Source organism: Arthrobacter sp. P4_F10 (assembly GCF_056401435.1).
In genome coordinates, this window is sequence record NZ_JBFUJJ010000037.1 from 1 (window position 1) to 25,467 (window position 25,467).

Here is a 25,467-nt window from a genome sequence, read left to right on the forward strand (position 1 = left end):
GAGGTTGGTGCCAGACAGGCTTAGCCATGCGTCGGCTCTTCTGGCGGGGCAGCCGTAGGTACCGGGGCAGCGGGCACCTGTGGAGAGGGGACTTGCAAGGCTCGAAGTGCGGCAGCATTGTTGCCCTGCCGTCTTTGAGCCTGACTGAGAAGACCACCGATTGAGGACAGCACTGCGGGGAGGGGTTTTCATCTCTGCTCGGCGGTGAACAGGCCAACGCCTCCAGACCATACAGGGGCGCCGTCCAATACGGACTGCATTGCTTCGTCGCTGACGCGTGCCGAGGACAGCCCTAACTCCAGCAGGCGGATCACGCCCCGCCGGCCGGAGCGATCTATTGAAACCGGGCCCGTTGCCACAGACAAACAGTGACCTGATGCATCGGTAACACCGGGGTAACGCCTCTGTGAGACCGTAAGTCCAGCATGTTCCGACGCCGCTGACGCAGGAGAGGCAAGCGTCGACTTTGACCTTGCCCTGAAGCTTAGACTCACCATTTGCGCCTGCCCGCCGGCGCGCCACATCCGCCGCGGCATCACAGATTGGAGCGTTGAAAATGGTCCGCTACGAGGACTTTGGTGCCCATGACGTGGGCGGCCGGATCCAGTTCAGTGTGTTTATCCCCGACGCCGGGCAGTACCTCCCTGAGTATGGTGGAGAGGCCCACATCGCCTCGATAGACGCCTACGGTACATTCCAAGGGCATCTCACGGGCGAGCCGTGGGAGTTGGCCAATGCTTTGCGGCTGGAGCCAGAGTCCTCGGAGGGCGGGACCCTGTACAGAGCGACGACCGGACCCATTCCCGACGACTTCTACGAGTACAAATACCGGGTATCGTTCGAGGGCACCGCTGTCGAGCCGCGGATTCTCACCGATCCGTGTGCGCGCTACGGTGTTGGCGAGAACGAGAACTCCGGTGTAGTGGTGGGCGGTAGCCACCCGGCGGATAACGTCGTCACCGCGCTGGCGAAGCGGCTGCCGCCGACCGACCTCGTCATTTACGAGCTGTTCCTCGAAGACTTCACCAAGGAGTACCGCGGTGACCGTCCGCCCGTACAGGCTGTCATTGAAAAGCTGGACCGCATCGCCAGTCTCGGTTTTACCGCGGTAGAGTTCATGCCTTGGACCGCCTGGGTCGGGGGCGGCTTCAACTGGGGCTACCTGCCTTACCAGTACTACTCGGTGGAACACGCCTACGTGGCCGATCCGGACGATCCTCTTGAGCAGTTGTCGGCATTGAAGCGCCTGATTGGCGCCTGCCACGAGCGTGGACTGCATGTGCTTATGGATGCCGTCTTCAACCACGTGGAGATCGACCAGGCGCAGCAGCTGGGGTTCGCATACCACTGGCTATGGAGGGACCCGGCCGACAGCCCCTTCACCGGTCAGTACGGGGAAGGCGGATTCGGTACCGAGCTGGACTATCACAACCGGTGCACCGAAGAGTTCGTTGTGGGCACCTGCCGGTACTGGATCGACACGTTCGGTATCGACGGGCTGCGTCTGGACTTCACCAAGGGCTACTACAGCGGCTCCGCGGARCACGGCCTCCCCAAGGTCATCGACGGCGTCCGCAGCCATCTCGCGCAGACCGGCGACGCAGATCGAAAGGACAAGTTCCCGATCATCATCGAGCACCTCGCCGGCTGGGATGCCATTGACATTGCCAATCGCGTCGATGCCACCGGCTGCTGGATCGACGACGGCTTCTGGCGGACGAAGGACTACCTGCGCGGTGGCCTCGGACCCGGGATCATGCGGTGGCTTGACTCCGCGTTGTGCTTCGCGCCCGGCCGCCTGCCCGTCATGTATATCGGCAATCACGACCACGAGACGCCGACCTACGTCGCCGGCGGCCGTGCCACATGGCACCGCCTCCAGCCGTACCTCATCGCCCTCTACACCAGCTACGGCATGCCCATGTTCTACGAGACCGAGGATGGCGGACAGGACGAGTGGATGCCGGAGGAAGACACGCACACACAAGTGAAGCGTGTGTCACCACGGCCGAAGCGATGGGCCCTGACCGAAGACGGGCTAGGGCGCTGGACCGGGGAGCTCCTGACCAGACTGGCACGGATGCGCCGGGAACACCCCGTACTCCGGCTGCCCGGCATGTACCCGGGCAGCTGGCCGTGGGATCGGCGCATCCCATGCGACAACGGCTACGGCATCGACGCCGACCGCCAGATCGTCGTTTATCACCGCTGGGGGCACGACGAAGCCGGAAGGTTCCACCGGTACGTCATTGCGCTGAACTTCGGAGACTCGTCCCAGAAAATTTCAGTGCCGTTCCCGGACGGCGGCAACTGGACCGACATCCTTGGCGGCCGAGAGGTCGCCGCCGGGACCGCCGACCGGCTAGAGCAGACCATCGATGGGCGCTGGGGGTACGTTTTCCACCGAACCGACTAGGAACATCGACTGGTCCGGTACCGCGGGTCCGGGCGTGTAGGCGGCGTCGACGGTCCCGCAGCGGGGGTTGTCGTGGAGCGAGCGGCGGCTAGATCGGCGCAGGTGCACGTCACCATCCGCGAACAGAACGTCGTCGGCTTGATTCCACCAGACCTTGGCCCCTAAGGAACCCTCTGCCCTGATGGGTTTGCAGCACCGATTCTACCGGGACAACGAAAAGGCGAAAAGGTGCTCTGACAAGGGTGCCTTAGCCAATAATCCCGGTCGTGAAGGAGCACCTTTTCGATGCAGCACTCCATCCCTGTTTTTCCGTCAGTCCCCGTCACTTTCACCGGCCAGTCGCTGATCTCCCATGCCGGCGTCACGGTCCTCACGGGCTTCGTGGACGCCCTCGGATTCGGCCGGCTGTGCGAAGAGCGGCTCGGCCAGTTTGTTCGCTCCGGCGCACGGCATCGTTCCGGCAAACTGTTCGGATCCCTGGCTGCGATGCTCGCCGCCGGAGGCGAACATGCCCCGGATCTGGACATCCTGCGTTCCTCACCCGGCGCCTTCGGTCAGTTGCCCTCGAACGCGACCGTTTCACGGTTCTTCGGACGCGCCGTGACGAACCCGGAGCTGTTCGGCTACGGATTTGAGACCCTCACCCGGGAAATGCGCACCCGGGCCTGGGGGCCGCCATGCCTGCTGTCAGGCCAAGCCAGCCTCACAAACCAATAGCGAAGAGCCCGTAACGCCCGAGTAACGCTACATGCATAAGCTAAACCAGTGAGGGAACCGCCGGTCTTAGCAAGCGAAATAAGAAGTGGCCGGCGCGTCCGCATAGCATGCCCAGGCCGCGATCCGGCCGCGGTACTTGCCCGCGGCGACCCGGCCGAGGGTGCGCTTCATGGTCGCATAACTGGCCGGGACACAGCCAGGGCCCGCAGGACTCTGCCGGCATCCCAGCAGTGAGGTCGGTTCCACGACCCGGGCGATCACCAGGTCCCGGAACACCGCGTCGCTGAGCCTGTCGAATCCCAACGCCGTGAACACCCAGGCCAACGCATCGAACAGGACCCGCGAGTCCGTTCCCACCACGCGTCCTGAACCATCACGGGCGGCTGGCCCGACCAGCTCGGCCGCATCAAACAAGCCCGGCCCGCGGGCAGGTTCAACCAGGCTCTACACCTGGGGTGTCGGCTCGGCGCCGAGGTCAAGGACACCCTGTGCAGGGTCTTCAAGCAGCTCACGGGCGCGCTCCAGCAGCACGCCGAGCTCGACCTCGGTATGCGCCGAGCCGACATGCTCCACGATCCGCTGACGACCGCGCACATACTCGGCGATCTGGACCGCCGGCGCTCCCGAGGCCGTCCGCGCCTGCCTGATAAACACCACATCCGCGACATTAGGCCAAACCGCGTGAAAAGCCACCGGTCAGAACGCATCACCGCAGGTTACGGCCCTAGCCGGCCATAAATAAACGACGCGTGAGCCAAGTCATGCCCAGGCACTGGGCCGTCGGCTGGCAATGAACTTCGAGCAAGGAGTTCAGTACATGCCCCGGGCGGAGGTTTATTCACACAAGCCGCTGGGTATCGGGTCGGACGCCGTCAAAGAGGTGAAAGTGAGTAGCGGGGGCACAGCGCTCTACCGGTACGACGGTCTGCGCCTGCTGGTGCTCAGTGGCGGACGTTTCTTCTTCCTGCATGACGGCTGGACGCCGAGGGACGGAACGGTGATAGTGCTCCCGGACGACAATTCGGTCCGAATCGAGTTCAAGAGATGGCTCTGGTCCGGGCATAGGCGCTGCCGTAGGGCCGCACTGGCGGTCACTAGGGTCTAATGGCGGTCACTGTTGTGCACGATCTGCCAGGGTGCCCCGCTCAACCTACTTCTCTTCACAAAACCGCCAGATGACGCAGGCCATTGACATCACACTCCGAACTGCGGAAAGTCGTTGCTACATAGGATTCCAGCTCTTCAGACCCACGCTGGACTTGGGGGTACCCATGGGCAATGACGGCTATGGTTTTCAGTTGAGCCTGCTTCAAACGTGGCAACTTCGCCGGGACACCGACGTCGTGCCCGTTGCAGGGCGTCAACAACGGCTGATTGCTGCGCTGGCGATCAACGGTCCACGTCCCCGAAGTTACCTTGTCGGTCTGTTATGGCCTGAGTGTCGCGAGTCCAGGGCCCTGGAAAGCCTGCGGGTGAGCATCCACCTGGTCTCGCGGCAGGTCCCAGGCCTGTTGGTCAACGGGGGAGCCGTGCTGTCCCTCAGCGAATTGGTGGATGTCGACTTGCACAGGGTCCGGGCTCAGATCCGGGAGCTGAGCCGAGTGGGGCTCAATGGAAATGCGGCCTCATGTCTGCGCCAGTTACGGGACGCCGAATTGCTCCCGGGCTGGTATGAGGACTGGGTGCTCTTTGAACAGAGCAGGTTACGGCAGGACCGGCTCCACGCTTTCCACATCATTGCTCGCGAGTCGCTGGCGCGCTGTGACTATGAGTCTGCTTTGGAGGCCTCGGAGGCAGCAATAGAACTCGAACCGCTTTATGAAAGTGCGGTTGGACTTCTCATTCAGGCTGAACGGCACCAGGGCAACATTGCCGCCGCGCTTCGGGCCTTCGAAAAGTATCAAGCGAAACTGAAGCAGGAGATGGGCCTTGTCCCTTCGGAGGCCATTCGGCGCCTCGTTGCGGACATTTGGTCGCAGCCAAGCCGCAATCGAATGAGAGATATCTAGACGTCGCTGGGAGGGACAGGCTGGGCGGAGAGCCACTGGCGCACAACGCTTAGGACTTTGTCTGGATCAGCAGTGGAGACAGTGCTCGGCTCATCGCCCGGGGCCCGGCTGTAGGTTATCCTGGCGCGAAAGCCCGGAGTCTGGCCTGGCTCGTGCCAGGTGCGGATGACTAGAGTGCCCATGGACGGCATGGCCGGGTCTGACTCGTCTTCGTCCGAGATTCCCGACGGACGATCATCGTTGGTCATGGCATTTCACCTTGCTCTCTGTCAGCGGCCCCCACGTGGTGGATGATCGCGGACTTCCCACTTCCGAGTCCGCCTCGGTTGTCAGCCGCAACCAGCTGCCCGCGTGTCGGCCATGGAAGGCACCCGAGAACCGGCAGCCCCCGGTTGCTTTGATCCTGCTGCACAGGATTCAGGATTCAATCCTACGTTTGCTCAAGGTTTGCTCAAGTTTGCACGGTGAGCAACACGACGCCCACGAACATTCATTGCAAATGGCAGCCGTCGAAACACCCCACAAGTCGAAACACCCGACAAGTCGAAACACCCGACAATGAGTGTCGGGCTGGCATCACACGCCCCCTTTAAGAGGGGTGTGTACAAAGTACACACTTTGGGCGCCGGATCGGGTCGTACTGGGGCCGGACCGGGCCGGATTCCGCATGTTGCCGGGAGTTCCCAGTGTTCGCAAGGGCTGGAATGCAGTTCGAGTCCCACCTCGGGCACGGCATACCCCCTCGTCAGAGGGGGTTTTTGCTTTAACGTGTGTACATTCTGGTTGGTCAGGTCCCTCTGACATTTGCCGCGGGGTGTGCCTGGCGCCGCGGGTCGCCTGTTTGGCTTTGGGGGAGCGGGTTCAGGGTCTTGGCGGGTGGGCCCTCCGCATGCTCTGTACTGGCTATGCGTTCCTCTCTTGGTTCGTTCGGTAGGTCGTGGATGTCCTACACCTCTTCATGGGTAGGGGTGGTGTGCGCAACATGACTTCGAGGTCCTGCGTCAAAGGTCTTGGTTTTGGCTCGTTGCTGAAGTGAGGAGCCGGACCTTGCCCCCTTTTGTCAGGCCAAAGGGAGTGTGGACATTGTCCACACTTAAATCTCCTTTATTGAGACTGATCACAGCCATTTCCTTCCACGAGTTCGGCCTACATCTGCTCATCGCGTGCAAGGCCCCGCGCGACTCGATGCCCGTTCGCAAGCGCACCATCTGCGGGGCTGCGGCGACGTGAGAGTCCAGCCGCCACGGTCGACCGGGTGCTTTGGGGCAGGTCTCTTCGGCGTCGTCGATGCGGAACTACGAATAGATGGGGGAGTGCCCGGCGTGGATTACGGTCACGTCCAAGGTCGCCGAGCATTGAGAGTTCACACGCTCGTCGGGCCGTGCACGTCGAAGTCGTCCGATGGGTCCGTCAAGATCTGCCTGATCCACGTGGTGCTTCTGCTGGCTTTCGCTTCAAAATTCCCGGTGGGATGCAGCCTGCAGCGTCCTTGCTGCAGGCAGTCGTCTTCCGTCGCGTTGGGCCGGGCGCTCTCTGCTAGCCCGGCCCAACGCGGTTGGCTCAGTTAACTTGGGTGGGCTCATTTGGGACGGCGGCGGTTCGGCGGTCAAAGACGAGCGCTCCAACTTCTTGTTCGGCTTGATACCGGATGGAAAGATCCAAGCCGGAGCGGCCCCGCACTAAGGAGACGGCCACGAGGGAAATAAGTGTCATGCCCACGAGGTATAGGGACACGGCTTCCGTTCCTCCGGTGGCCTGTACGACCGCGGTGGCGATTGTGGGGGCAAGGCACCGCCGAGGATCGCACCCAGGACGTAGGAGACGGAGACGCCGGAGAAGCGCACAGAGGCCGGGAACATCTCGGAATACAGGGCTGCTGCCTGCGGGCCGTACGCAAGTCCCAGACCAACACTGAAGATGGTCATCGCCAGGTAGAGCATCGGCAGGGACCCGGTGTTGATAAGCCAGAAGAGCGGAAAGCAGGCCAGCAGCTGGGAGCCGAAGCATAGGAAATAAGTGTTCTTACGGCCAATTCTGTCCGAGAGGTAGCCGGCGAGGTAGGTGAAGACGAACCAGACTCCAGCACCGTAAGTGACCGCGACGAGCACGTCTGTGCATTCGTGACCGACAGCGGGGCTGGACACGAGGCTGGGGATGAAGCCGCCGGTTGCCATGTATCCGGCAGCGTTGTTGCCCGCGAAGATCAGGGCATCGATGACCACGAGCAGTCCGTGACGTCGGAACAGTTCAACGGTCGGCATCCGGGGTTGTTTTTTGGCTGCGGCAATTTCCTGGAAGACAGGGGATTCGTCCACTGCGCGGCGGACAAAGTAGCCAACGACGATGAGGACGATGCTCATTAGGAAGGGTACGCGCCATCCCCATTCAAGAAAGGCCGCCCCGGGGGAGATTACACCGGTCATGAGCGCTGTGACGCCGGTGGCCAGAAAGCAGCCCCAACGGGACGCCCAGCTGGGGGACGGCCCCGGCCCGTCCGCGGCGGTCGCGGGGGGGCCGTGCTCGACCGCCATCAGGACAGCACCACCCCATTCACCGCCGGCGGAGATGCCTTGCGGGATCCTCAGCAGCAGGAGCATGATCGGGGCGAGAGCCCCGGCAGTCGCGTAGGTCGGCGGGAAGCCGATCAGGGTCGTGGCTGCGCCCATGAGGATCAGGGTCAGCACGAGCATAGCGCGGCGCCCGAGCTTATCTCCGTAATGACCGGCAAGGACGGCACAGAGAGGCCGGAAGAGGAAGCTGACGCCGACGGAGGCGAACGACAACAGCAGAGCGATGGAGGCGCCGGCTGGCTCGAAGAACAGCTGGGCGAACACCAGACCGGCTGCCGTGGCATAGATGAAGAAGTCGTACCATTCGACGGTGGTGCCGATTTTTGGGTGGTGTCTGAACAGCGTTCTCAGGTGGTGAACGGAGTTACCGAAGTGTTGGCGGTAGTGCCGATCGTGGTTCCGGTAGGGCACCCTGCAGTCCGTCTTGACTCATGCCCTGGCGGATCAGATGCGTACCGGTCATTTTGAGAAGGTGAGATCGTCCTTAAGGCCGTTGCTGATGTGGACGGCGGTCGGGGTGGTTGCGCCAGGCAGTGCCGTGGATGCAATTGGCTCTGACTTTTTGTTCGGCAGCAGGGGTGCAAAGAAGGCGCCCAGTTCCGCCGTTGCCGTGAGAGGTAGGACGTTTGCCACGTACTGGTCGGGGCGTACCACCACTACGACGCCGCCGCGGTCCACGCCGCGCAGGTCGAAGACGTCCGAGGCGGGATCCGTGGCGTAGACCTTCTCGTAGTCCGTGAGCTGGAAAGGTCCGACTTGGGGTTTGAACACCGCGGGAACGGCGTTGATGTCGATGCTGGTGTGGTCCTGCTGGTAGATCACCTTCAGATCGAACCAAGCGTCCGGGTCGGCACCTTCCGGAGTGGCGGCGAGCGGCGATTCGGGTGAATTGGCGATCCACTTGGCGAATTCTTCGGTCGATGAGGCGGTTGCGGTTTTCGGGTTTTGGGGTGTCGCGGGGTCGGCGAAGACATAGATGCGCCAGCGACCGTCCGCCGTTGCGTGATGGCCGAGGTGCATCGGGTTGCTGTCACCCACCCGCACGACAGGCGCGGACTTGAAGCGCTTGCCGATGGGGAAGCCGGTTGCAAGGTGCTGGTGTTCAGGGGCGGCTACCAACGCTGAGGGAGCGTATTCGGTCATGAAGCCGGCCGGGAATTCGGCGGTGCGGACGTAGAAGTCCTCAAGCTCCGAGGGGTCTTCGAACTCCTCGGGCTTTCTGGCCATGAGGGTGGACCATTCCTTGTCGAAGTCGATGAGGTTCTTTGCCACCACCTGCCGCTCTTCGGAGTAGGTGGACAGCAGGGACTCGGGGCTGCGGCCCTCGAGGACGTGGCCGAGTTTCCAGGCGAGGTTGAAGCCGTCCTGCATGGAGACGTTCATGCCTTGGCCGGCTTTGGCGCTGTGGGTGTGGCAGGCGTCGCCGGTGATGAACACCCGTGGAGTGCGGGTACCGCGGTCCTCCGGCAGGACGTCGTCGAACCTGTCCGTGAGCCGGTGGCCGACCTCGTACACGCTATGCCATGCGATGTCGCGGACGTCGAGGGTGTAGGGGTGGAGGATCTCGTTGGCCTTGCGGATGATTTCATCGATGGACGTGCTGCGCACGGCGCCCTTGTTGTTGGGGTCCACCTCGCCTAGGTCAACATACATTCGGAACAGGTGGCCGCCTTCGCGCGGGATCAGCAGGATGCCGCCGCCGGTTCCGGACTGGATGGCGCACTTCAGGCGAACATCTGGGAAGTCCGTGACTGCCAGGACATCCATGACGCCCCAGGCGTGATTGGCCTGGTCGCCGGTGAGGGTACAGCCGATGGACTCGCGGACCTTGCTGCGTGCACCGTCGGCGCCGATAACGTATTTGGCTTGGACAATGCGTTCCTGCCCTTCGTGGGGGCCGAAGGTGTGGACCAGGGTCACCGTGACGGGATATTCTCCCTCCTCCGCGACGCTCAGGGAACGAAACTCAAGGCCATAGTCGGGGGACATCCGTGTAGGCGAATTGGCCATGAACTCGGCGAAGTAGTCCAGCACGCGCGCCTGGTTAACGACGAGGTGGGGGAATTCGCTGATGTCGGCGGGGTCATCCGGGGTTCGGGCAATGCGAATGATGCGCGAGGGGTCCGTGGGGTCGGGCTTCCAGAATGCCGTCTCGGTGATCCGATACGCCTCGGCGGTGATCCGCTCGGCGAACCCGAAGGCCTGGAACGTCTCTACTGTGCGGGTCTGGATGCCGTCGGCCTGGCCAATGGCGAGCCTCCCGGGACGGCGCTCCACGATGCGCGTGGCGACACCTGGGAATTGAGACAGTTGAGCGGCCGCGAGCATGCCGGCGGGACCGGTGCCGACGATCAGCACGTCGACCTCGTTGGGAAGTTCAACTGGCCGGTTGATGCCGACTCCTGCTGCCGGCTGGGTCCGGGGGTCCCCGGATACATAACCGTGATGGTGAAACTGCACGGGAAATTCCTCACTTCGTTGTAAGTCGGTCAGCGTCGAAGCTCTTCAGAGTTAGACGCGCGGTATCTGAAATTTGACTCTCCGCATCTGGGTGCCCCGTCCAATGCCTGAAGTCCTTTGAGGTACTCGTCCAGCTGCGTTCGAATCATCCACGGTCGGGGCGTGCGCGGGTAAGTCAATGGTGATGCGGATTCACGGCCGAGCGCGGCCGACAATGCTGCGCCTTTAGCTTGTCCGTGAGGGTTGTTGCTCCATCGACGCAATGAGCCGGTGGCTGAACTCTTGGGCCAGTTGGAGGTGCTCGGGTTTCATGGCACAGGATCTCAGGACAGTGGTGTAGTCACTATCAACTACGACCCATGGATGGTTCCTCGCAAGCCACTTGCTGTCGACCCGATACAGTGCCAAGTGCCAGCCGTCCTGGGCCATAGCCGCGAACGCATCTTCTGTCGCCGCAGATATTTGCCCAGTTGTAGGACGTMGAGGGAAGGCGCAGACGATGTCAAGTTCGGGTTCGACGACGAGTTCGGCGCCGTCGGCGGCTCTGATGATGTCAGCGATTTGCAGCGCGGCCTTTCGGCCGTCGGCGATAATCGATCCCATTCCCTCGCGTGACAATCCCAGAGCTTCAACCGTGGTCCAAAATGCTGCCGCCGACGCTCCCGCTCTGGAGCACTCCAGACTGATCTCCCCAAGATGAAGGTCAGAAGAAGTGAAGTAGGTGTAGGGGGAATTGTGTGAATAGAGCTTGCCGACAGATGGGTCAGCGAAGAGTACAGATCCGCATCCGTAGGGTTGAAGTCCGTGCTTATGTGGATCTACGACGATTGAATCTGCCCGGCGTATGGCCAGGAAGGGGGCAGGAACAACCAGCGGTTCGGGACCAGTTGCCAGGAGGGTGTGAAATCCTCCGTAAGCCGCATCGATATGAAGCCGGGCTCCGAATTCGGCTGCCAGGTCCGCGGCTTCATGGACCTGGTCCAGTGCACCAAGACCGGTCGTGCCCAAAGTGACGACAACGGTCCCGACCCCGCCTTGCGCGAGCCTAGTCCTCAGATCCGCCATCGAAAGACGGCCGAGGTCGTCTTCCGGAATGGTTTCGTGCGGGGTTCCGAGCAACCGGCACATGCGCTCGTGCGTGTAGTGGGCGTTGGTTCCGGACAGTATGACCTTGCCGGGATGCAATTCCCTGGCAACCCAGAGCGCCTCAAGATTTGCGATGGTGCCGGACGATGTCAGATGGCCCAGATGTTCTTCATAACCGAACATTGCCGCAAGTTTGGCCACGACTTCCTTTTCCAGGACCGCGGTCGCCGGGCCTCCGTCCATAGCATGGTTATTCGGATTGATCAGTGCTGTGATGGCCTGCGCAACCCAAGCCACAGGGTGCGGGGGCTTAAGGAGTTGGCCGATGTACTTTGCATCCCCGTATGGATACATGTTGGCCAGCCGTTCAACCAGGGAGGAAAGAGCAGCTGAGCCTGCTGAGTCAATTTCTGGGCCTCCGGCCCACAACGTGGAATGCGCCTCCAAGTCTTTGGCGCGTTGCCTTAGCTCGGCGATCACGGTGTCGTCCAACCGGACGTCTTGAGCCCTCATGTGTATCTCCTATAGTTCTAGCTGGTTCGGGGAGCCGGGTGGTGCAGCAACAGCTTGCGCAGCAGTTGGGCCAGGATCGACGCTTCGGTTTCGGTGAGCCCCGCGGCCCAGGCTTGCTCGCGCTGGTTGTTGATCTGGAAGAGTTCGGCCAGCATTTGCTCGCCTTCGTCCGAAAGCTGCACTACGGTTTTGCGCTTGTCCTCTGGATCCGGTTCTCGGGTAACGAGCCCGCTCTTCTCCAATGTGTTGAGCAAGCTGGCTATGGAGGCTGTGGAAACGCTGGACAACCGGGCCAGCTCGTTTGGGTTAACCTGTCCCACCGACTTGATGGTGAACAGCAGGCGGTACCCGGCGAAGCTGATGCCCATGGGGCGGTGCACCGAGACTTCCATGTCAGTGGTCATCCTGTTTGCGGCTCGGATGAGATTGAAACACAACGCCATGGCGGGCGAATTGACCTCCGGGTACAGCTCAATGGCAGCGGCACGGGCCAGGGATTCGTATTCAGAGGCCCCGATGCGCTTCATCTTCTGGGTATCGGCAGTCATCCGGAAGGGTTCCTCAGGGGTTGCAGATTCCTCTGCGGCTTCAGGGATCACAGTTTCTCCAATAACGGTCAGAGGGTGGGAGCTATATTTGCTAGAAGTCTAGCGTAACTTCACTGACTGCGCCATCTAGAACCGAAGGTAGTCGGGGAGGCTCGCACGCCGTCGACCTATTAGCGGGAGAAGGCAAGCTTCGAAATATCTATCGATTTCTGGTAGCAGCGGCGAGATGAATGAAGACATTTCGGACAGGGGAGTCGCCGTCGAGCCCTGTGCCTAGACAGCTTCCGGAGCCCAAACAAAAAGCTAGAGGTCTAGTTTCCGAATCGATCACTAGCGAAAGATGAGCTTCGGGGCAAGGTCGGTGGTGCAGCAGCGCCGCCCTTTGTGGCCCACTGGACATACCCAGACCGCGGTTGTTCGGGATCGAAGAAGCCAAATGCAGCCTCAATCCAAGCAGTGGCGTGTTCCGGCAATACGTTACGACAAACTCGCACTCACCTACCGCGGCGAGCAGTTCTCCGCGCGACCAGCATCGACTCGCAGCCCTAGGAGAAACGCACCAATTGACGGGTTAGATCCTGTTTCGTCGTTGAGACTCCCGCGTCACCGATATCCACGTCCTGACGGCGGGCGATGACCAGGTGGTAGCCGACGAGGGCGGGATGAACGCGCACGAGCTCAGCGATGCGTTTCCGGCTCAGTCCGAGCCGGTACATCAACACCCATTCCGCGTCAGGAGCGCGCCGCAACCGCCTGTCCATGTTGGACCCCATCCTGCCACCTGGCGATAAGGCAATCGGGACGTCATCGGAGGGACCCCTGGAAGTAGAATTAACACACAGGCCGGTCTCGGTATCGGTAGAGCAGCAGATCTCCCCTTGCCCGCCAGATCTCGCCCGCCGGTTCGTCCTCGGTCGCGAAGCCGTGATGCCTCTGCATTCGCACGGGCACACGATCCTTCAAGGAAGGATTTTCGATGTCCGAGAACCCAGAATCTGCAGCCCAACAGCACGATAACAGCACCCCGAAACCCCCCGTTGAAAGGGAGGTCGGCCAATATTCCGGCGGGGAATACGGCGAAGGCGGAACGGTTAGCCAGGACCAGACCGGGCCGGAAGGCGGAGGATACGCCGGAGGGGATTACGGCGAAGGCGGGACAGTGGGGGACCAGGGACCGGAAGCCGGAGGATATGCCGAAGGGGACTACGGGGAAGGCGGGACAGTGGGGGACCAGGCCGGACCGGCAACCGGAGGATATGCCGAAGGGGACTACGGAGAAGGCGAAACGGAGCGCCCCAGCGGCGGTGGAGACGGTGCGCTGGACGCTGAGGATGCAGCTCCTGGCCCCGCTGACGACGACACGGAAGGCACGGGCCGGACAGCCTGACTCCCTTACAGCCGCCCCCCCGCGCTGGTAAGGAAAACGCACCGAGCTGCCGCCGGACCGCCGCACCTCAGCCAGCCGCGGGCTGCTGTTCTACCGCCTCCTCCAACAGGCCACGAACACCGACCCCGCGCCGCTGAAGGACMTCGTCATCCCCGGCGACAGCGACCAGTGACTACGTCTGGGACCATGTGACCCGGGCTTGTTCCAGGACCTCCTCGGCTTGCTCTACCTCTCTGCGATGCGTCGCGGGTCCTCGGCATATTCGGACCAGCCGCCGGGGTAGAGGAGGCCACGACCGAGCCCGACATGTTCGAGGGCCAGCAGGTTGTGGCACGCCGTGATGCCCGATCCGCAATAGGAAACGACAGCAGAGCCGTCCCGGACCCCGGCACGCGCGAACGCCTCGCGTACCTCGGCGATAGGCCGCAGCCGGCCAACGGAGTCGAGATTCTCTCGGCATGGCACATTCACCGCGCCAGGGATATGCCCGGCTTGGGGATCCGTGGGGAGCTGAAGGCTGCCGTCGAAGCGGTCGGCATGGCGGGCATCGACCACGATGCCGGCCCATGCCTCGAGGTCGTCGGCTTGCACCAGGGACTCCTCGGGCCATGGAGCCGCTGTGAAGCTCGCCGGCGCAGGATGCACAGGGTCTCTGTCGAGCAGACCCGGCCATGCCGCAATCCCGCCATCGAGCAACGCCGCCCGCTTCCCGAGCGCCCGCAGCATCCACACGAGCCGTGCCGCAATGACGCCCCCGGCGTCGTCGTAGGCGACGACCGTCGAGTCGTCGCCTACACCGAGAGAAGACATCCCCCGGGCGAACACCGCCGGATCGGGCAGCGGATTGAGCCCTCTCGCACCGGCGCCGCCGGACAGCCACGCGTCGAGGTCCACGAACACGGCACATGGGATGTGCCCACTGTCGTACGCCCCCCGCCCAGAGGAACCGTCGAGGTACCAGCGCGCGTCAGCGACAACCACGCCATCGCGGTGCCTTTGAAGCCAGGCTCCGTCGACGAAAGGAGGAATAGAGTCCGGGATTGCCTGAGTCGCGTCCATGCCCCACGATATACAGAAAGTCCATAATTCAAGACAGGATGTCTCATATATGGAGATTACCGTGCCACATCCCTGCGTTGCGGCCTGATCAGGGGCAGTCCAGGTCGCCGATCAGCCCGGCCATTGCGGGACGACTTCAGGCAAGCAGATACCCAATATATATGTTCGAATAGACACGCCAGAGAACATGGCAAACACGTCGAATTGCATCGGATGCCGCAGGTTTCAAGGTAGTTCCTGAGCCACGTGTGGTCGTCCCTGCAGGGGAATACCGCGATCAGTTCGCTTCCGCCGGAAAACGGAGGAGAACTCGCCCCGCCATAGGCCACGCGAAGCTCCCATGACCGTATGAGCTACGATCATCGCGCCGGCCGATGACAGGACGCGGGCTGTGCCGGCAGCCATGAACAGTACGTGGATGCCGGGTCAGTCCCCGGGTATCTGGATCACGCCGAGCTGCCGCATCAGCCCGAGGTCGTCCCGGTCTGACCAATGCTCGGCGATCTTTCCATTTTGGACTCGGTGGATGGCCACTCCGGTTTCCCGCAGGTCGGCACCTGTGGGAGGCAGGGGTCCGGGGAGCTCACCCTCGTGTCGACCGTAGGCCGTTAACCTGGTCACCACCTTGTCCGCTTCGGCGATTTGGTCTTCGATCTCGTGCCGCCCTGGCGTCGCCTTCCAGAATATGCGGAAGGCCTGTTTCAGGCCTTCCCGTCCGGCCGGAAGTCCGGGAAATGGCGGGTTGTGGTCAAGATAGTCCTCAGCGACCAGATCGTCCATCGCATCGATGTTCCCGGCGTCGATCTCTGCGTAGAAGCGCTGCACGAGCGCTTTGTTGTCCTCAGACTCCACAGTCGTCCTTCCGTTTGTACACGGAGGCCCTTACCCGGACCGACCGAACCGACCAGTACGAGCAGTTCAAGGGTCCCGTGGGTGGCCAGTCTAAACCCACTGGCCTGGCTGTGGTAGTGAAGGTGGCCCGCTTCAACCTAGATCTCCTCGAGGGGTTTTCTTCGATGGAGGCGCACGCTATGTGCGGCGCAGTGCCCTCCGCATGGTGCGTGCCGTCGCACGCGTGCATGGTCGCCGTCGACCGGAAAATCGATGCTGAACTGGTCGCCGAAGGCACCGAATCCCAAAGCCGAGATCACCGGGATCACCGAACTGGGAGGACCGGAAACCCTATCTGGGCGGCTGACCCCCCAATACAGCCGCCCGGCCACTCACCCCGTGAAGGGCCGGGAACCTTCCGGAACGCGGGCGGTCCGCCGCCCAGGAGGAACCACCGCAGCCACTCACCAGCGACGGACCGCCGTTGAACGCGACAACGCGCAACGTGCCTTTGCCACCGCGCATCCGGGACCAACGAACGTTCCCGCCGGCGGCAACACCACCACCAGTTCAGCCAGGCTGAACCCACAGAATTCCTTTGTCGGAGGGACAGGGGAGCCACTACTGCGTGGTCGTGGTGTCCCCGGGGCTGTTTATTGGCTCCGGTCTAGCGATCCCGAGCATCACCGCGGGTAGCTGCCCACTGGATCCTACTGAGTCTCATTGGGCGGAGCTGCGGCATGCTTCCAGCCGGCGCTCTCCTGATATCAGGCAAGGGTGCTGTGTCAAAGAATTGGCATTCCGTTGGGTGGACGCGGATTGTTCCGGCAGCCTCCGCTTTTTCCCGGATAAATTCGTGGTCAGCCTGGGACAGTACGATCTGCCCGTGCGGGTCACTCTCGAGGTCCCCGTCGGCTCCCTCGATCATTTTGGTCGACATAGTACGTGGCAGGATCAGGCATCCCGGATTTTCCAGAAGCCAGGTCCGGGTCTCCGAATCGAGCCGGTCCCACTCATCTTTAATGCTCATGCTCTGCAGGCCCCCTTCCTGTCTGGCCTCATGAAGGTGAATTCCGTACAGACTACGCCTGCCGTCAACGCAGATATAGGGCGTCTGTCCCGCCCCGGCGGGAGGAATGCCGGACCTTGTCCCGCTCAACGCGAGCCGCCGAATCGACTGGGCGGCGTCCGACTTCTGAGACCGAGGCGCCCAGTCGCCGTCCCCTCAGCGGCCGAAACAGGAGTATTCAGCCAGTGAGGTTGCCCGGGGGGACCTGTCGGGCGAGCGGGACGACCAGAACTGGCCGGTGCTGGCGGTGTGTGAGCTCGACCGCGACCGAACTGACGAGCAGCTGTTCCAGAGGGGTTCCCGATGTGGAATCCCCAGGGAAGCGGACTTACCTCTGGTGTTGAGTGCTTGAATGGGGGGCATGGTGGATCGAAGCGTACTGGTCTCCGGCGGCGGCATTGCCGGCTCGACCGTCGCGTACTGGCTGGCGAAGGCCGGTTGGTCGGTCACGATTGTGGAACGAGCGGCCGACACACGATCTAGTGGCAACCCTGTCGACGTACGCGGAGGAGCGGTCGCCATTGCACGGCAAATGGGTATCTGGTCGCGCCTGGAGGAGGCAGCCACCGGTGTCGAACGCCTGGTCTTCGTCGACGCCGACGGGCGGCCACAGGCCACGATCCGCACGCGCCAACGCGTCGACAGCCACGAGGAGGTCGAGGTCGCGCGCAATGAACTCGTCGGCCTGTTGCTCGAGAAGGCCCGGGAGAACAGCCTCATCATCCGGGACGACTCGATCACCGCCCTGCACCAGGACGGCGGTGGAATCGACGTCGAGTTTCAGCGGACCCCTTCCCGTCGCTTCGACCTGGTCGTCGGAGCCGACGGAGTCCACTCCACCGTTCGGCGTTTGGCATTCGGCCCCGAAGAACGTTTTTCCCGCCCATTCGGCATGTTCGTGGGCACCGTGCGCGCCCCTACTCCGATCGAGGATCCGCGCACCGTGCTGTTGTACAACGAACCGGGAACCTCCTTGACCATCCATCCGGCGGGTGGGAAGCCCGGGTTCGCATTCATCTTCCGTGGGCAGCACGATTTCGACTACCGCGATGCGGAACAAGGCAGACGCCTCGTCGAATCCACCTACGCCGGCGGCGGATGGCTCACCACGCTCGCGCTCGAGGAGTGGGGCGCGTCCGGCGATAGGTACTTCGACGCCGTCACCCGCGTGGACGTACCGAAGTGGACTGCCGGCCGCGTGGTGCTGCTCGGTGACGCGGCGAGTTGCATCTCGCTGTTCGGTGAAGGATCCAGCAGCGCGATCATCGGCGCCAAGTCCCTCGCCGACGCGATTGCCGCCCACCCGGATGACCACACCGCCGCATTCGCCGGCTATGAACACACGCACCGCAAACACGTCCGACCGCTACAACGGGGCGCCGGCATCGCATCGCGCCTCCTCGTACCCAAGACCCGATCAGGCATCACGACGCGCAATGCGGTGTTGAACGCGGCCGGATCCCTCCGCCGCGGACAGCGCACCAAGGACGAGCCGCAACACCGGAATGGGGTGGATTGAGAATGCCGAAACGGACAGAGGAGGGGAAAGAGAACCCTGCGCCGACCACGGGACCCGCGTTCCCCAGGATGCTGACTCTGGAACAGGTCCAGGAGATTCTGAACGTCAAAGGCGCGCTCGTATACTCGCTGGTTCGCAGCGGCGAGCTCCCTGCAGGCCAGTTCGGCGGAAGAGGCGTGCGGCGGGTCCGCGAGAGTGACCTCATGGCGTATATCGAGGATGCGTTCGCGAAGACCGCCGAACGCATCGCCGCGGGCCAGGTCAGGGAAGACGACGTTGCCGCGGGAGACTAAACCAGATACAGACATGAAGAAGGCCGGCCCCTAAAAGGATGCCGGCCTTCTTCGCGTCTGCCCACCGGAGCCGCCTGTGGTCTATGGCTGAAAAGACCTGGCCGAACGCCCGGGCCGGCGGCGGGGGTGCTGAATCTTGGTCCATGGGGAACGTTGCCGCTGGTGACCGGCCACAACACAGGTTGTGCACGGCCGCCGGTCCCCGGTGGTGAGGTGTCAGTCCGAGGTTCCCTGGTGGTTGGGTGCAGCCGGTCAGCTGGGTCCCGTCGTCCAGATGTGTGCGGGAAAAGCAGCGGAGCGATTGGGCTTTGCCGGCCGAAATCGTGGGCGCGATCGAAGGCGTCGCGCTCCGCCGCCCGGCGCCGACCATCGCGTTCATCCACCGACGGATCTGTGACGTCGCGCTCGACCGCGGCCTTCCCGCCCCCGGCTACTCGACGGTCCGGTCGGTCGTTGCCGCCATCGATCCCGGACTGCGCACGATCGCGCTCGAAGGCGACGCCGCGTACCGACGACGCTCCCTGTGGGCGCGGCGCAGCACAACGGTCAGGATAGGCAGGCAGACCGCAACGAGCAGTGTCCCGTAGCCCAGCGTGGTCGCCCGAAGCCCCACGCTGTCCATAAGCAGGCCCGCTGCTACGGCGGGGAGGCTGAAGGAGAGGTAGCAGATGATGTAAATCGTGGAGAGCAGGCCTGTGCGCTCTTCCGGTGCGCTCAAGGGAAGGGTGGCCCGCAGCGCGGCATAGTATCCGCCGCCGAAACCCACGCCGGCGGCGACCGTCCCCGTGAAGTAAGCGGCCGGCGATCCGAGGACGACTCCGGCCACGGCGGCGCTGACCCCGCCGATGAGCGCGCTGATCCCGATGATCAGAACGGACCCGTCCCTCAGGCGCCGCAACATCACGATCGCCAGGGACGCAGGAACGTACAGGCACAGCAGGGCGAGGCCGCCGAGCAGGGACGAACCGTCGCCGGTGACGCTCCGCGCCAGGGCCGGCCCGAGTGACAGATACAGTCCGCTCAGGGCCCAGATCGCCCCGGCAACGGGCATCCCGATGGCCATCGCGCCGCGGGCGCTCTCCGGGATGCTCATGCTCGGCTTCAGGGAAGCCCACGCCCCGGGGGACCGGCGCGCCGGAACCCGGGGCGAACAGCAGCAAAACAGCCAGCACAGTCACGGTACAGGCCACGACCAGGTAGCACAGCCGGGTGGGAGCCGGCAGCATGTCGACCATCACGCTGGCGCCTGCTGCTCCAAGGGCAAGACCCAGGGGTGCGGCCGCGGCGTTGACCAGGGCCGCGCTTCCCCCGCGGCGTCCGTCCTCGAAAACCATCAGCGCCGACCCCGCCGCACCCATCGCGGCACCGGTGGCGGCACCCTGCAGGACCCTGGCGGCCACCAGCGCGGCAACGTCCCCGGCTGACATGAAGACTGCCATGGAGGCAACCTCGACAACGATGGCGGCCAGGAGCACCGGGCGGTGACCTGCATGGTCCGCCAGCCGGCCCACCACGAGCAGGCTGGCGAGCAATGCCAGGGCGTAGACGGCGAAGATCACGGTGGTGGTCACCGCGGGAAATCCCCACAGGTGCTGGTACAGAGGGTAGACCGGCGTCGGCACGGCCGAGGCACCGAGGAACACGGCCAGAATCGCTGCGTGCAGTCCAAACGCGCCGCCGCGCCCCATACGGGGAACTGATCTACCCAAACCGTGCTCCTATCGCTAACTATTTGCTTTCAGGTCATAGTCCCGGGCGGGAGTGACGCCGTCGACGATTTACCGGCGTTGGGGGACATGCAGCAGTTATTCGCCGCCATGGCCACCAGCCGGCTCGTTCCGGGGCCGGTCGAGGACACCGGTTCCCTAGCGGGAGACCTCGGCACGTGGCTGGAGTCCCAAGTTGAAGACTTTTCGTCGCCCCTGGGCCGTCAGATCCTTCGGGATATAGTGGCTGACTATCCCGCCACCCTGCGGTACTTCGACATCCTCAAGGAGCACCTCGAAACCATCCGCGGGGCCGCCGCCCGGCGCGGCGAAGAAGCGCCGGCCGTGGACGACATTGTCGATATGGTCGTCGCGCCGATCATTTACCGGATTCTCTTCACCGATCCGACCACGGAATTACTGGGCCTGCGACGGAGACTGCAGCTGCTGCTCCGGTGACGAGTTCGCTCGTCYCTGGCAGGTCCATGCCTAACGATCGTCCCCTGGGCGGAGGAACAAGCTCGACATCCTCGATTCTGAGAACTCCAACTGGCGAACTCGAACGACAGCCCAGGCCGTACCGGCCGACTACGGGGTAGGGGAGTAGCCGCCACTGGACCTGTCTCAGTTCTAAGGAGCTGGAACGGGTGTCCCACATAGCCTCCGAGCAGGTATCGGCAGCTGGGTGCTGCCGATACCTGCTCGGCTATGTGAACCGGGTCAGAGTGTTGCCACGCCGGCACGGGGCGTGGTCGGCGTCTGCCTGGCCAGCAGGGCGTCGATCTCGTCCGACGTCGGGGCGGTTGCCGGGCCGATGCGGGTCACCGCGAGGGCCGCGGCTGCATTGGCGCGCAGTGCAGCATGCAGGGGCGTTTCACCGTGTGCCAGGGCGGCGGCGAAGACTCCGCCGTGGGCATCGCCGGCGCCGTTGGTGTCGACCGCCCTGACAGCGAAGGAGGGAACCAGCACCGGCTCTGGACCAATGTCGGGGCCGGCAAGCCAGCATCCCCTGTCGGAGTCCCGTACGACCACCAGTCCGCCSGGCCTGATGTGTTCGAGGTACCAAGTCGCGGCGTCGTGAGGTTGTCCAGGCCCGACCCGAGGGTTGCCTCACGCGCATTCGCGGTGAAGACATCGGTGCGGGCAAGGACACGGGCAAGCGTACCGGCGTCGAGTTCGGCAATCAGCGGGGACGGATCGGTGATCACCCGGACCGCATTCGGAAGGGAATCGAGCCAGCCTGGCAGCGCGGCAGCGTTCACAGGATGGGCAAGGCTATATCCGGAGACGTAAACGACGTTCTCGCCTTTAACATCGACCCTGTCAAGGTCAGACCGGGTGAGCTGTCCCTCGGCTCCGACGTGGGTCACGAAAGTCCGCTCGGCGGAGCTGTCGACAAGGGCGATGCAGTAGCCGCTGTCGGTCCCTTCGAGCCCTTGCTGGGCGATGTCGAAGTCGCTGTCGGCCAGGGCCGACCGCACGATGCTCCCGAACGGCCCGGAGCCGTATTGTCCGGCGAAAGTGACCGGAAGGCCGTCACGCTCGGCGGCGACCATCACGTTGTATCCGCCGCCGGCCGTGATGAGCGAGGAGGACGCGAGGGTGTCGCCTCCGTGGGCGGGCAGACCATCAATCGTCATCACGATGTCGACGATCACGTTGCCGGTGTAGATCAGGAGTGGTGCCGGGGAACCAAAGGAGCTAGACATGGGGCACCTTCATTTCCTGGTCCTGGTCTGCTTCCCGGTCCTGGTCGTTTTTTGTGGTCGGAGCGTTGAGGTGGCCACGCGCGCCGCCGAGCAGCAGGTATAGGCCAGCAACGAAGGCGGCAATCCATGCCAGACCATTGGCGCCGACCCAGGTTTCGGAAAGCCACCCCGAGAGCCACGTCTTGTCAGCGGACGTGCGCACAGAGGTGAACAGGAAACCGGTCAGGATAGCGATGGCCCAGCTGGCCGTGGCGCGCCATTCGAATCCTCCGTTGTACCAGTAGGCGCCGCCCTTTTTTAGGTTCATCAACTCATCCGGGTGGTAGTGGCGGCGCTTGATCATGTCCACGAGGAAGACGCCGAGCCACGCGGTGATCGGAATGGCGAGCAACGAAATGAACGCGATGAACGGGCCATAGAAGCCTTCGGCGACGAGCATGAAGTAGATGGCACCCATGAAGGTGACCACGACGTCAAGGGTGACGGCGTAGACGCGCCTGACCTTGATGCCAAGGGTCAATGTGGTCAGCCCGGCCGAGTAGACGGACAGGTGGTTGGAGAGCAGCAGGCCGCCGAAGGCTGCGATCAGGTACGGGATGGCCATCCAGCTCGGGAGCAGTTCGCGGATGGCTGCCACCGGGTGCGCTGAGGAGGCCAGGCTCTGGTCGCCGGCGGTGAGCAATGCCCCGAGCCCGATGAGGATAACGAGCGGAATGCCGGCGCCGGCGGCGCTGGAGGCGATGAGGTGGCCCGCCTTCACGCTGGTGCGCTGGTATCGGGCCATGTCGGCGCCGGCGTTCGCCCAGCCGATGCCGGTGCCCGCGGCGATCACGCCGATGCCGATCATGATGGCGCTGACCGGTCCGGCCGGTGCGCTGGCAACGGCGCTCCAGTTGATCGTGGCAGCCAGGAAGATCGCGACAAAGACATTGAGGGCGCCGAAGATCCAGGTAGCCCATTTCTGGATCACCAGAATGGCGGCGTGGCCCAGGCCGGAGACGAGCCGGGTGCAGGTCTCGAAGATCGCGATGGCGATGATCGTGAGAATTGGGACGCTCTTCGCCTCGCTCCCCGTACCGAACAGGACGGCGAACAGTGACAGCAGCACGAACGCTCCCGTTGTTGTGTTCACGGTCTCCCAGCCGAGCCGGGAGAGAAGGGACACGAGGGTCGGCCCGATGTTGCCGCGCGGGCCGAAGGTGGCGCGGGAGAGGGTCATGCTGGGTGCGCCTCCGCGGCGACCGGCGATCGAGACCACACCGACGAGCGCAAACGCTCCTGCGGCACCACTGGCGGCGACAATGAGTGCCTGCCAGATGTCTTGCGGTCGACGCTGCCGGCGTTGCGGCTTCCAGGCCTTGACGGATCGGAGACATTAGAAGCTCGGTCTGATCGCCTCCGCCGTTCCGATGCCGAAGTCAGCCGTCGGGATTCGATGGACACCCGGGGCGGGTGCACAGTCCGGCATTCGTGAGACAGACGCAAGGCCGGATTCCTGACTTGCCTCGTGGAAGGGACAACAACAGGGCCTCATTCCGTCTCATCCAGGCTGTGGCAACGCCAAGATTTCAGGATATTTGAGGCGGGTCAGTCATCTTCGCGTGGGAAGCTTCGGCGCCTGCACCAGCCGGTTGGTTCATGGAATCGCGAACTTAGTTCAGCAGTGTTGACTGGCCGTTTCGCTGGTTCCCACGCAGCGCTTTGTAATGCCTGAAATGTGGCAAAAAGGACGTGTGTACAAAGTACACACTTTGGGCTTCGGACTGGGTCGTACCGGGGCCGGATCGGCCCGGATTCCGTATGTTTCCGGGAGTCCCAGTGTGTGCAAGGGCTGGAATGCAGTTCGAGTCCCACCTCGGGCACGGCATTCCCCCTCGTCAGAGGGGGTTTTTGCTTTAACGTGTGGACATTAACCCTGCTCGGGTCCCTCTGACGCTTGTTGCGGCTGGTGCCGGGCTGCCGCGGAGGCCTATGAAGTTGTGTGGACGGCGGGTTCAGGGCGCTGGCTGGTGGGCACTCCGCCTGCTGGGATGTGCGGTCATCCGGCGCTCCTTTCTGGCTTCCTCGGGTTGTCGTGGTTGGTCTTGCACTTATTCATGCTGTGGGGTTGTGGTGTTGACATGACCTGCGCGAAATTTTCTTCCAGATTCTTGGCCTCTTTTCGCTGTTTCCTGGGGGACCTGGGGGAGAAGTGGGCGGCTGTTTGTCCGGCCAAAAATGGTGTGTACAGTGTCCACACTTGTCCGCGTGACGCCCATGGTTTATCGGTGACTCTCAACATCAGCCGCGAAACCCTCTACCAGTACCCCCGGACAGGCAGCACCGCGCAGTTGAAGTAACCGAACCCCGGTATTCAACAGATCGAGGCCGGACCTTTCCTAAGTTCCAGCCTCGATGGTTCTGTCTCTTAAGGGGCGCCCGGATCCTGGTCCGGCCGGTATCAGCCGGTTAAACCCCGGTCCGGGGTGGTACGAATTTTTTTCTTCTCCGTGTATCACGTGCTCGACGGCGTGCGTCAGCGGTCGGTGATCAGGTCGTGGGTCACGTGCCGTGTGCGGCGCGCACAGCTCTGCGATCATAAGACGGTGGCGAAAAAGTTGACGGTGCGAAGGATCATGCCGCTCGCGACCGGGTTCGTCGTCGTCGGGCTCCTGATTGGCATGCCGTGGTTCTTCCAACGCTCGCTCATCTATTTTCCCGACCGCGGCCAGCCACGTCCGGCCGCCGAGCTGTTGCCCGGAGCCCAGGAAGTCACGCTCACGACGAGTGACGGCCTCGAGCTCGGTGCCTGGTACTTGCCAGCCACAGTCGGCTGCCGCGCGACCGTGCTCGTCGCACCGGGCAACGGCGGCAACCGGGCTAATCGGGCAGAGCTGGGACGAGCGATCAGCGAGCTCGGCTTCGGCGTGCTGCTCTTCGACTATCGCGGTTACGCGGCGAATCCCGGGTACCCGTCCGAGGACGGTCTCGCGCGCGATGTCCGCGCCGCTCGCGAGTTCCTGACAGGTGCGGCAGGAGTACCGGAGGGCTCGCTCGTCTATTTCGGGGAGAGCATCGGCGCCGGGGTGGTCACGGAGCTCGCCACCGAGCACCCTCCAGCCGCGATGCTGCTGCGCTCACCATTTACCTCGCTCGCCGACGTCGGCCGGGCAGCCTACGGCGTGCCGGTGGGCTGGATGCTTCGCGATCATTACCCGGTACGCGAGAACGTAGTGCGAGCGGACATCCCGACCGCCGTGGTCTACGGGAGCGCGGACACCATCGTGCCCGCACAGCAGAGCCGGGACGTGGCTCAGGCGGCCCGGGACGCCGGAAACTACGTCATCGAGGTGGAGGTAGCGGCGGCGAACCACAACGATGCAGCACTGGGGCTGGGTCCCGAACTCATCGGTGCCCTCGTCGACGTGGCTGGCCGCGGCGGGGCGACCGGGTGCCCGTGACGGCTCAGGACGCCGAGTACACGCGCGTTTCGGCCGCTCACCACACACGCTTCACGTCAATGGCCAGATGGAAGTCCCCGGCGGAAGGCGTCCAGACGCCGCAAGAGCACATTCCCGTGCACACCTGCCTTAGTG

The 25,467-nt window shown here is 63.4% G+C and carries 16 protein-coding genes and 5 pseudogenes; 8 read left to right on the plus strand and 13 right to left on the minus strand.

The features are described from left to right. The first annotated feature begins 556 nt into the window (after window positions 1–556). Together AC1DR1_RS20300 and AC1DR1_RS20305 are read left to right on the plus strand one after the other, a co-directional pair. A complete protein-coding gene (locus AC1DR1_RS20300) occupies window positions 557–2,416 on the plus strand; it encodes an alpha-amylase family glycosyl hydrolase (protein WP_476993184.1) in 1,860 nt (619 codons plus the stop codon). 285 nt (window positions 2,417–2,701) lie between these two features. Then, window positions 2,702–3,085: pseudogene (locus AC1DR1_RS20305) on the plus strand (transposase); the annotation flags it as partial. 141 nt (window positions 3,086–3,226) lie between these two features. Here the strand turns inward: AC1DR1_RS20305 and AC1DR1_RS20310 are convergent. Beyond that, a pseudogene (locus AC1DR1_RS20310) lies at window positions 3,227–3,790 on the minus strand (IS1634 family transposase); the annotation flags it as partial. 614 nt (window positions 3,791–4,404) lie between these two features. Here AC1DR1_RS20310 and AC1DR1_RS20315 point away from each other — a divergent pair. Next, the gene (locus AC1DR1_RS20315) at window positions 4,405–5,142 is read left to right on the plus strand and encodes an AfsR/SARP family transcriptional regulator (protein ID WP_476993185.1); all 738 of its coding nucleotides are present in this window, start codon (window positions 4,405–4,407) and stop codon (window positions 5,140–5,142) included. Between the two features lie 1,709 nt (window positions 5,143–6,851). Here AC1DR1_RS20315 and AC1DR1_RS20320 read toward each other — a convergent pair. From AC1DR1_RS20320 to AC1DR1_RS20340, 5 genes are all read right to left on the minus strand, one after another. Next, complete coding sequence (locus tag AC1DR1_RS20320) at window positions 6,852–8,123, minus strand: MFS transporter (protein ID WP_476993186.1); 1,272 nt, start codon at window positions 8,121–8,123, stop codon at window positions 6,852–6,854. Between the two features lie 48 nt (window positions 8,124–8,171). Beyond that, window positions 8,172–10,172, minus strand: a complete 2,001-nt coding sequence (locus AC1DR1_RS20325; protein ID WP_476993187.1) for an FAD-binding monooxygenase — start codon at window positions 10,170–10,172, stop codon at window positions 8,172–8,174. A gap of 225 nt (window positions 10,173–10,397) precedes the next feature. Continuing rightward, window positions 10,398–11,771: a pyridoxal phosphate-dependent decarboxylase family protein gene (locus tag AC1DR1_RS20330; RefSeq protein WP_476993188.1), complete on the minus strand. Its 1,374-nt coding sequence runs from the start codon at window positions 11,769–11,771 to the stop codon at window positions 10,398–10,400. 17 nt (window positions 11,772–11,788) lie between these two features. Further along, window positions 11,789–12,319 carry a MarR family winged helix-turn-helix transcriptional regulator gene (locus AC1DR1_RS20335; protein ID WP_476993189.1) on the minus strand — a complete coding sequence of 177 codons (531 nt, stop codon included), beginning with the start codon at window positions 12,317–12,319 and terminating at the stop codon, window positions 11,789–11,791. 545 nt (window positions 12,320–12,864) lie between these two features. Beyond that, window positions 12,865–13,080: a hypothetical protein gene (locus AC1DR1_RS20340; RefSeq protein WP_476993190.1), complete on the minus strand. Its 216-nt coding sequence runs from the start codon at window positions 13,078–13,080 to the stop codon at window positions 12,865–12,867. Between the two features lie 215 nt (window positions 13,081–13,295). Here AC1DR1_RS20340 and AC1DR1_RS20345 point away from each other — a divergent pair, with 215 nt between their 5' ends. Beyond that, window positions 13,296–13,706, plus strand: a complete 411-nt coding sequence (locus AC1DR1_RS20345; RefSeq protein ID WP_476993191.1) for a hypothetical protein — start codon at window positions 13,296–13,298, stop codon at window positions 13,704–13,706. A 225-nt stretch (window positions 13,707–13,931) separates the two neighbouring features. Here AC1DR1_RS20345 and AC1DR1_RS20350 read toward each other — a convergent pair whose 3' ends face one another. Together AC1DR1_RS20350 and AC1DR1_RS20355 are read right to left on the minus strand one after the other, a co-directional pair. Further along, window positions 13,932–14,765, minus strand: a complete 834-nt coding sequence (locus AC1DR1_RS20350; RefSeq protein ID WP_476993192.1) for a sulfurtransferase — start codon at window positions 14,763–14,765, stop codon at window positions 13,932–13,934. 426 nt (window positions 14,766–15,191) lie between these two features. Next, window positions 15,192–15,617: an ester cyclase gene (locus AC1DR1_RS20355; RefSeq protein ID WP_476993193.1), complete on the minus strand. Its 426-nt coding sequence runs from the start codon at window positions 15,615–15,617 to the stop codon at window positions 15,192–15,194. Between the two features lie 1,409 nt (window positions 15,618–17,026). Between AC1DR1_RS20355 and AC1DR1_RS20360 the strand changes: the two genes are divergently transcribed. After that, window positions 17,027–18,184: an FAD-dependent oxidoreductase gene (locus tag AC1DR1_RS20360; RefSeq protein ID WP_476993194.1), complete on the plus strand. Its 1,158-nt coding sequence runs from the start codon at window positions 17,027–17,029 to the stop codon at window positions 18,182–18,184. Between the two features lie 2 nt (window positions 18,185–18,186). Further along, window positions 18,187–18,477 carry a helix-turn-helix domain-containing protein gene (locus AC1DR1_RS20365; protein WP_476993195.1) on the plus strand — a complete coding sequence of 97 codons (291 nt, stop codon included), beginning with the start codon at window positions 18,187–18,189 and terminating at the stop codon, window positions 18,475–18,477. 430 nt (window positions 18,478–18,907) lie between these two features. On the opposite strand, the gene AC1DR1_RS20370 is transcribed toward AC1DR1_RS20365, so the two are convergent. Together AC1DR1_RS20370 and AC1DR1_RS20375 are read right to left on the minus strand one after the other, a co-directional pair. Beyond that, window positions 18,908–19,570 carry a hypothetical protein gene (locus tag AC1DR1_RS20370; protein WP_476993196.1) on the minus strand — a complete coding sequence of 221 codons (663 nt, stop codon included), beginning with the start codon at window positions 19,568–19,570 and terminating at the stop codon, window positions 18,908–18,910. A gap of 70 nt (window positions 19,571–19,640) precedes the next feature. Further along, a pseudogene (locus AC1DR1_RS20375) lies at window positions 19,641–20,165 on the minus strand (MFS transporter); the annotation flags it as partial. A gap of 108 nt (window positions 20,166–20,273) precedes the next feature. Here AC1DR1_RS20375 and AC1DR1_RS20380 point away from each other — a divergent pair. Beyond that, window positions 20,274–20,642, plus strand: a complete 369-nt coding sequence (locus tag AC1DR1_RS20380) for a TetR-like C-terminal domain-containing protein (protein WP_476993197.1) — start codon at window positions 20,274–20,276, stop codon at window positions 20,640–20,642. A gap of 402 nt (window positions 20,643–21,044) precedes the next feature. Here the strand turns inward: AC1DR1_RS20380 and AC1DR1_RS20385 are convergent. The 3 genes and pseudogenes from AC1DR1_RS20385 to AC1DR1_RS20395 form a co-directional block, all read right to left on the minus strand. Further along, window positions 21,045–21,215: pseudogene (locus AC1DR1_RS20385) on the minus strand (PfkB family carbohydrate kinase); the annotation flags it as partial. Between the two features lie 116 nt (window positions 21,216–21,331). Continuing rightward, window positions 21,332–21,892 (minus strand): annotated as a pseudogene (locus AC1DR1_RS20390) (PfkB family carbohydrate kinase); the annotation flags it as partial. After that, window positions 21,885–23,210 (minus strand): purine-cytosine permease family protein, encoded by a 1,326-nt coding sequence (locus AC1DR1_RS20395; protein ID WP_476993199.1) that lies wholly within the window; start codon window positions 23,208–23,210, stop codon window positions 21,885–21,887. The pseudogene AC1DR1_RS20390 and the gene AC1DR1_RS20395, both read right to left, overlap by 8 nt. Window positions 23,211–24,507: 1,297 nt before the next feature. On the opposite strand from AC1DR1_RS20395, the gene AC1DR1_RS20400 reads away from it, so the two are divergent. Beyond that, the gene (locus AC1DR1_RS20400; RefSeq protein ID WP_476993198.1) at window positions 24,508–25,332 is read left to right on the plus strand and encodes an alpha/beta hydrolase; all 825 of its coding nucleotides are present in this window, start codon (window positions 24,508–24,510) and stop codon (window positions 25,330–25,332) included. Window positions 25,333–25,467 lie beyond the last annotated feature (135 nt).

What these genes read in the sequence shown, in the direction of transcription:
- AC1DR1_RS20315 (WP_476993185.1), top strand. Translation starts at nt 4,405, where the DNA reads ATGGGCAATGACGGCTATGGTTTTCAGTTGAGCCTGCTTCAAACGTGG.
- AC1DR1_RS20335 (WP_476993189.1), bottom strand. Translation starts at nt 12,319, where the DNA reads ATGACTGCCGATACCCAGAAGATGAAGCGCATCGGGGCCTCTGAATAC.
- AC1DR1_RS20340 (WP_476993190.1), bottom strand. Translation starts at nt 13,080, where the DNA reads ATGGACAGGCGGTTGCGGCGCGCTCCTGACGCGGAATGGGTGTTGATG.
- AC1DR1_RS20345 (WP_476993191.1), top strand. Translation starts at nt 13,296, where the DNA reads ATGTCCGAGAACCCAGAATCTGCAGCCCAACAGCACGATAACAGCACC.
- AC1DR1_RS20350 (WP_476993192.1), bottom strand. Translation starts at nt 14,765, where the DNA reads ATGGACGCGACTCAGGCAATCCCGGACTCTATTCCTCCTTTCGTCGAC.
- AC1DR1_RS20360 (WP_476993194.1), top strand. Translation starts at nt 17,027, where the DNA reads ATGGTGGATCGAAGCGTACTGGTCTCCGGCGGCGGCATTGCCGGCTCG.
- AC1DR1_RS20365 (WP_476993195.1), top strand. Translation starts at nt 18,187, where the DNA reads ATGCCGAAACGGACAGAGGAGGGGAAAGAGAACCCTGCGCCGACCACG.
- AC1DR1_RS20370 (WP_476993196.1), bottom strand. Translation starts at nt 19,570, where the DNA reads ATGAGCATCCCGGAGAGCGCCCGCGGCGCGATGGCCATCGGGATGCCC.
- AC1DR1_RS20380 (WP_476993197.1), top strand. Translation starts at nt 20,274, where the DNA reads ATGCAGCAGTTATTCGCCGCCATGGCCACCAGCCGGCTCGTTCCGGGG.
- AC1DR1_RS20400 (WP_476993198.1), top strand. Translation starts at nt 24,508, where the DNA reads ATGCCGCTCGCGACCGGGTTCGTCGTCGTCGGGCTCCTGATTGGCATG.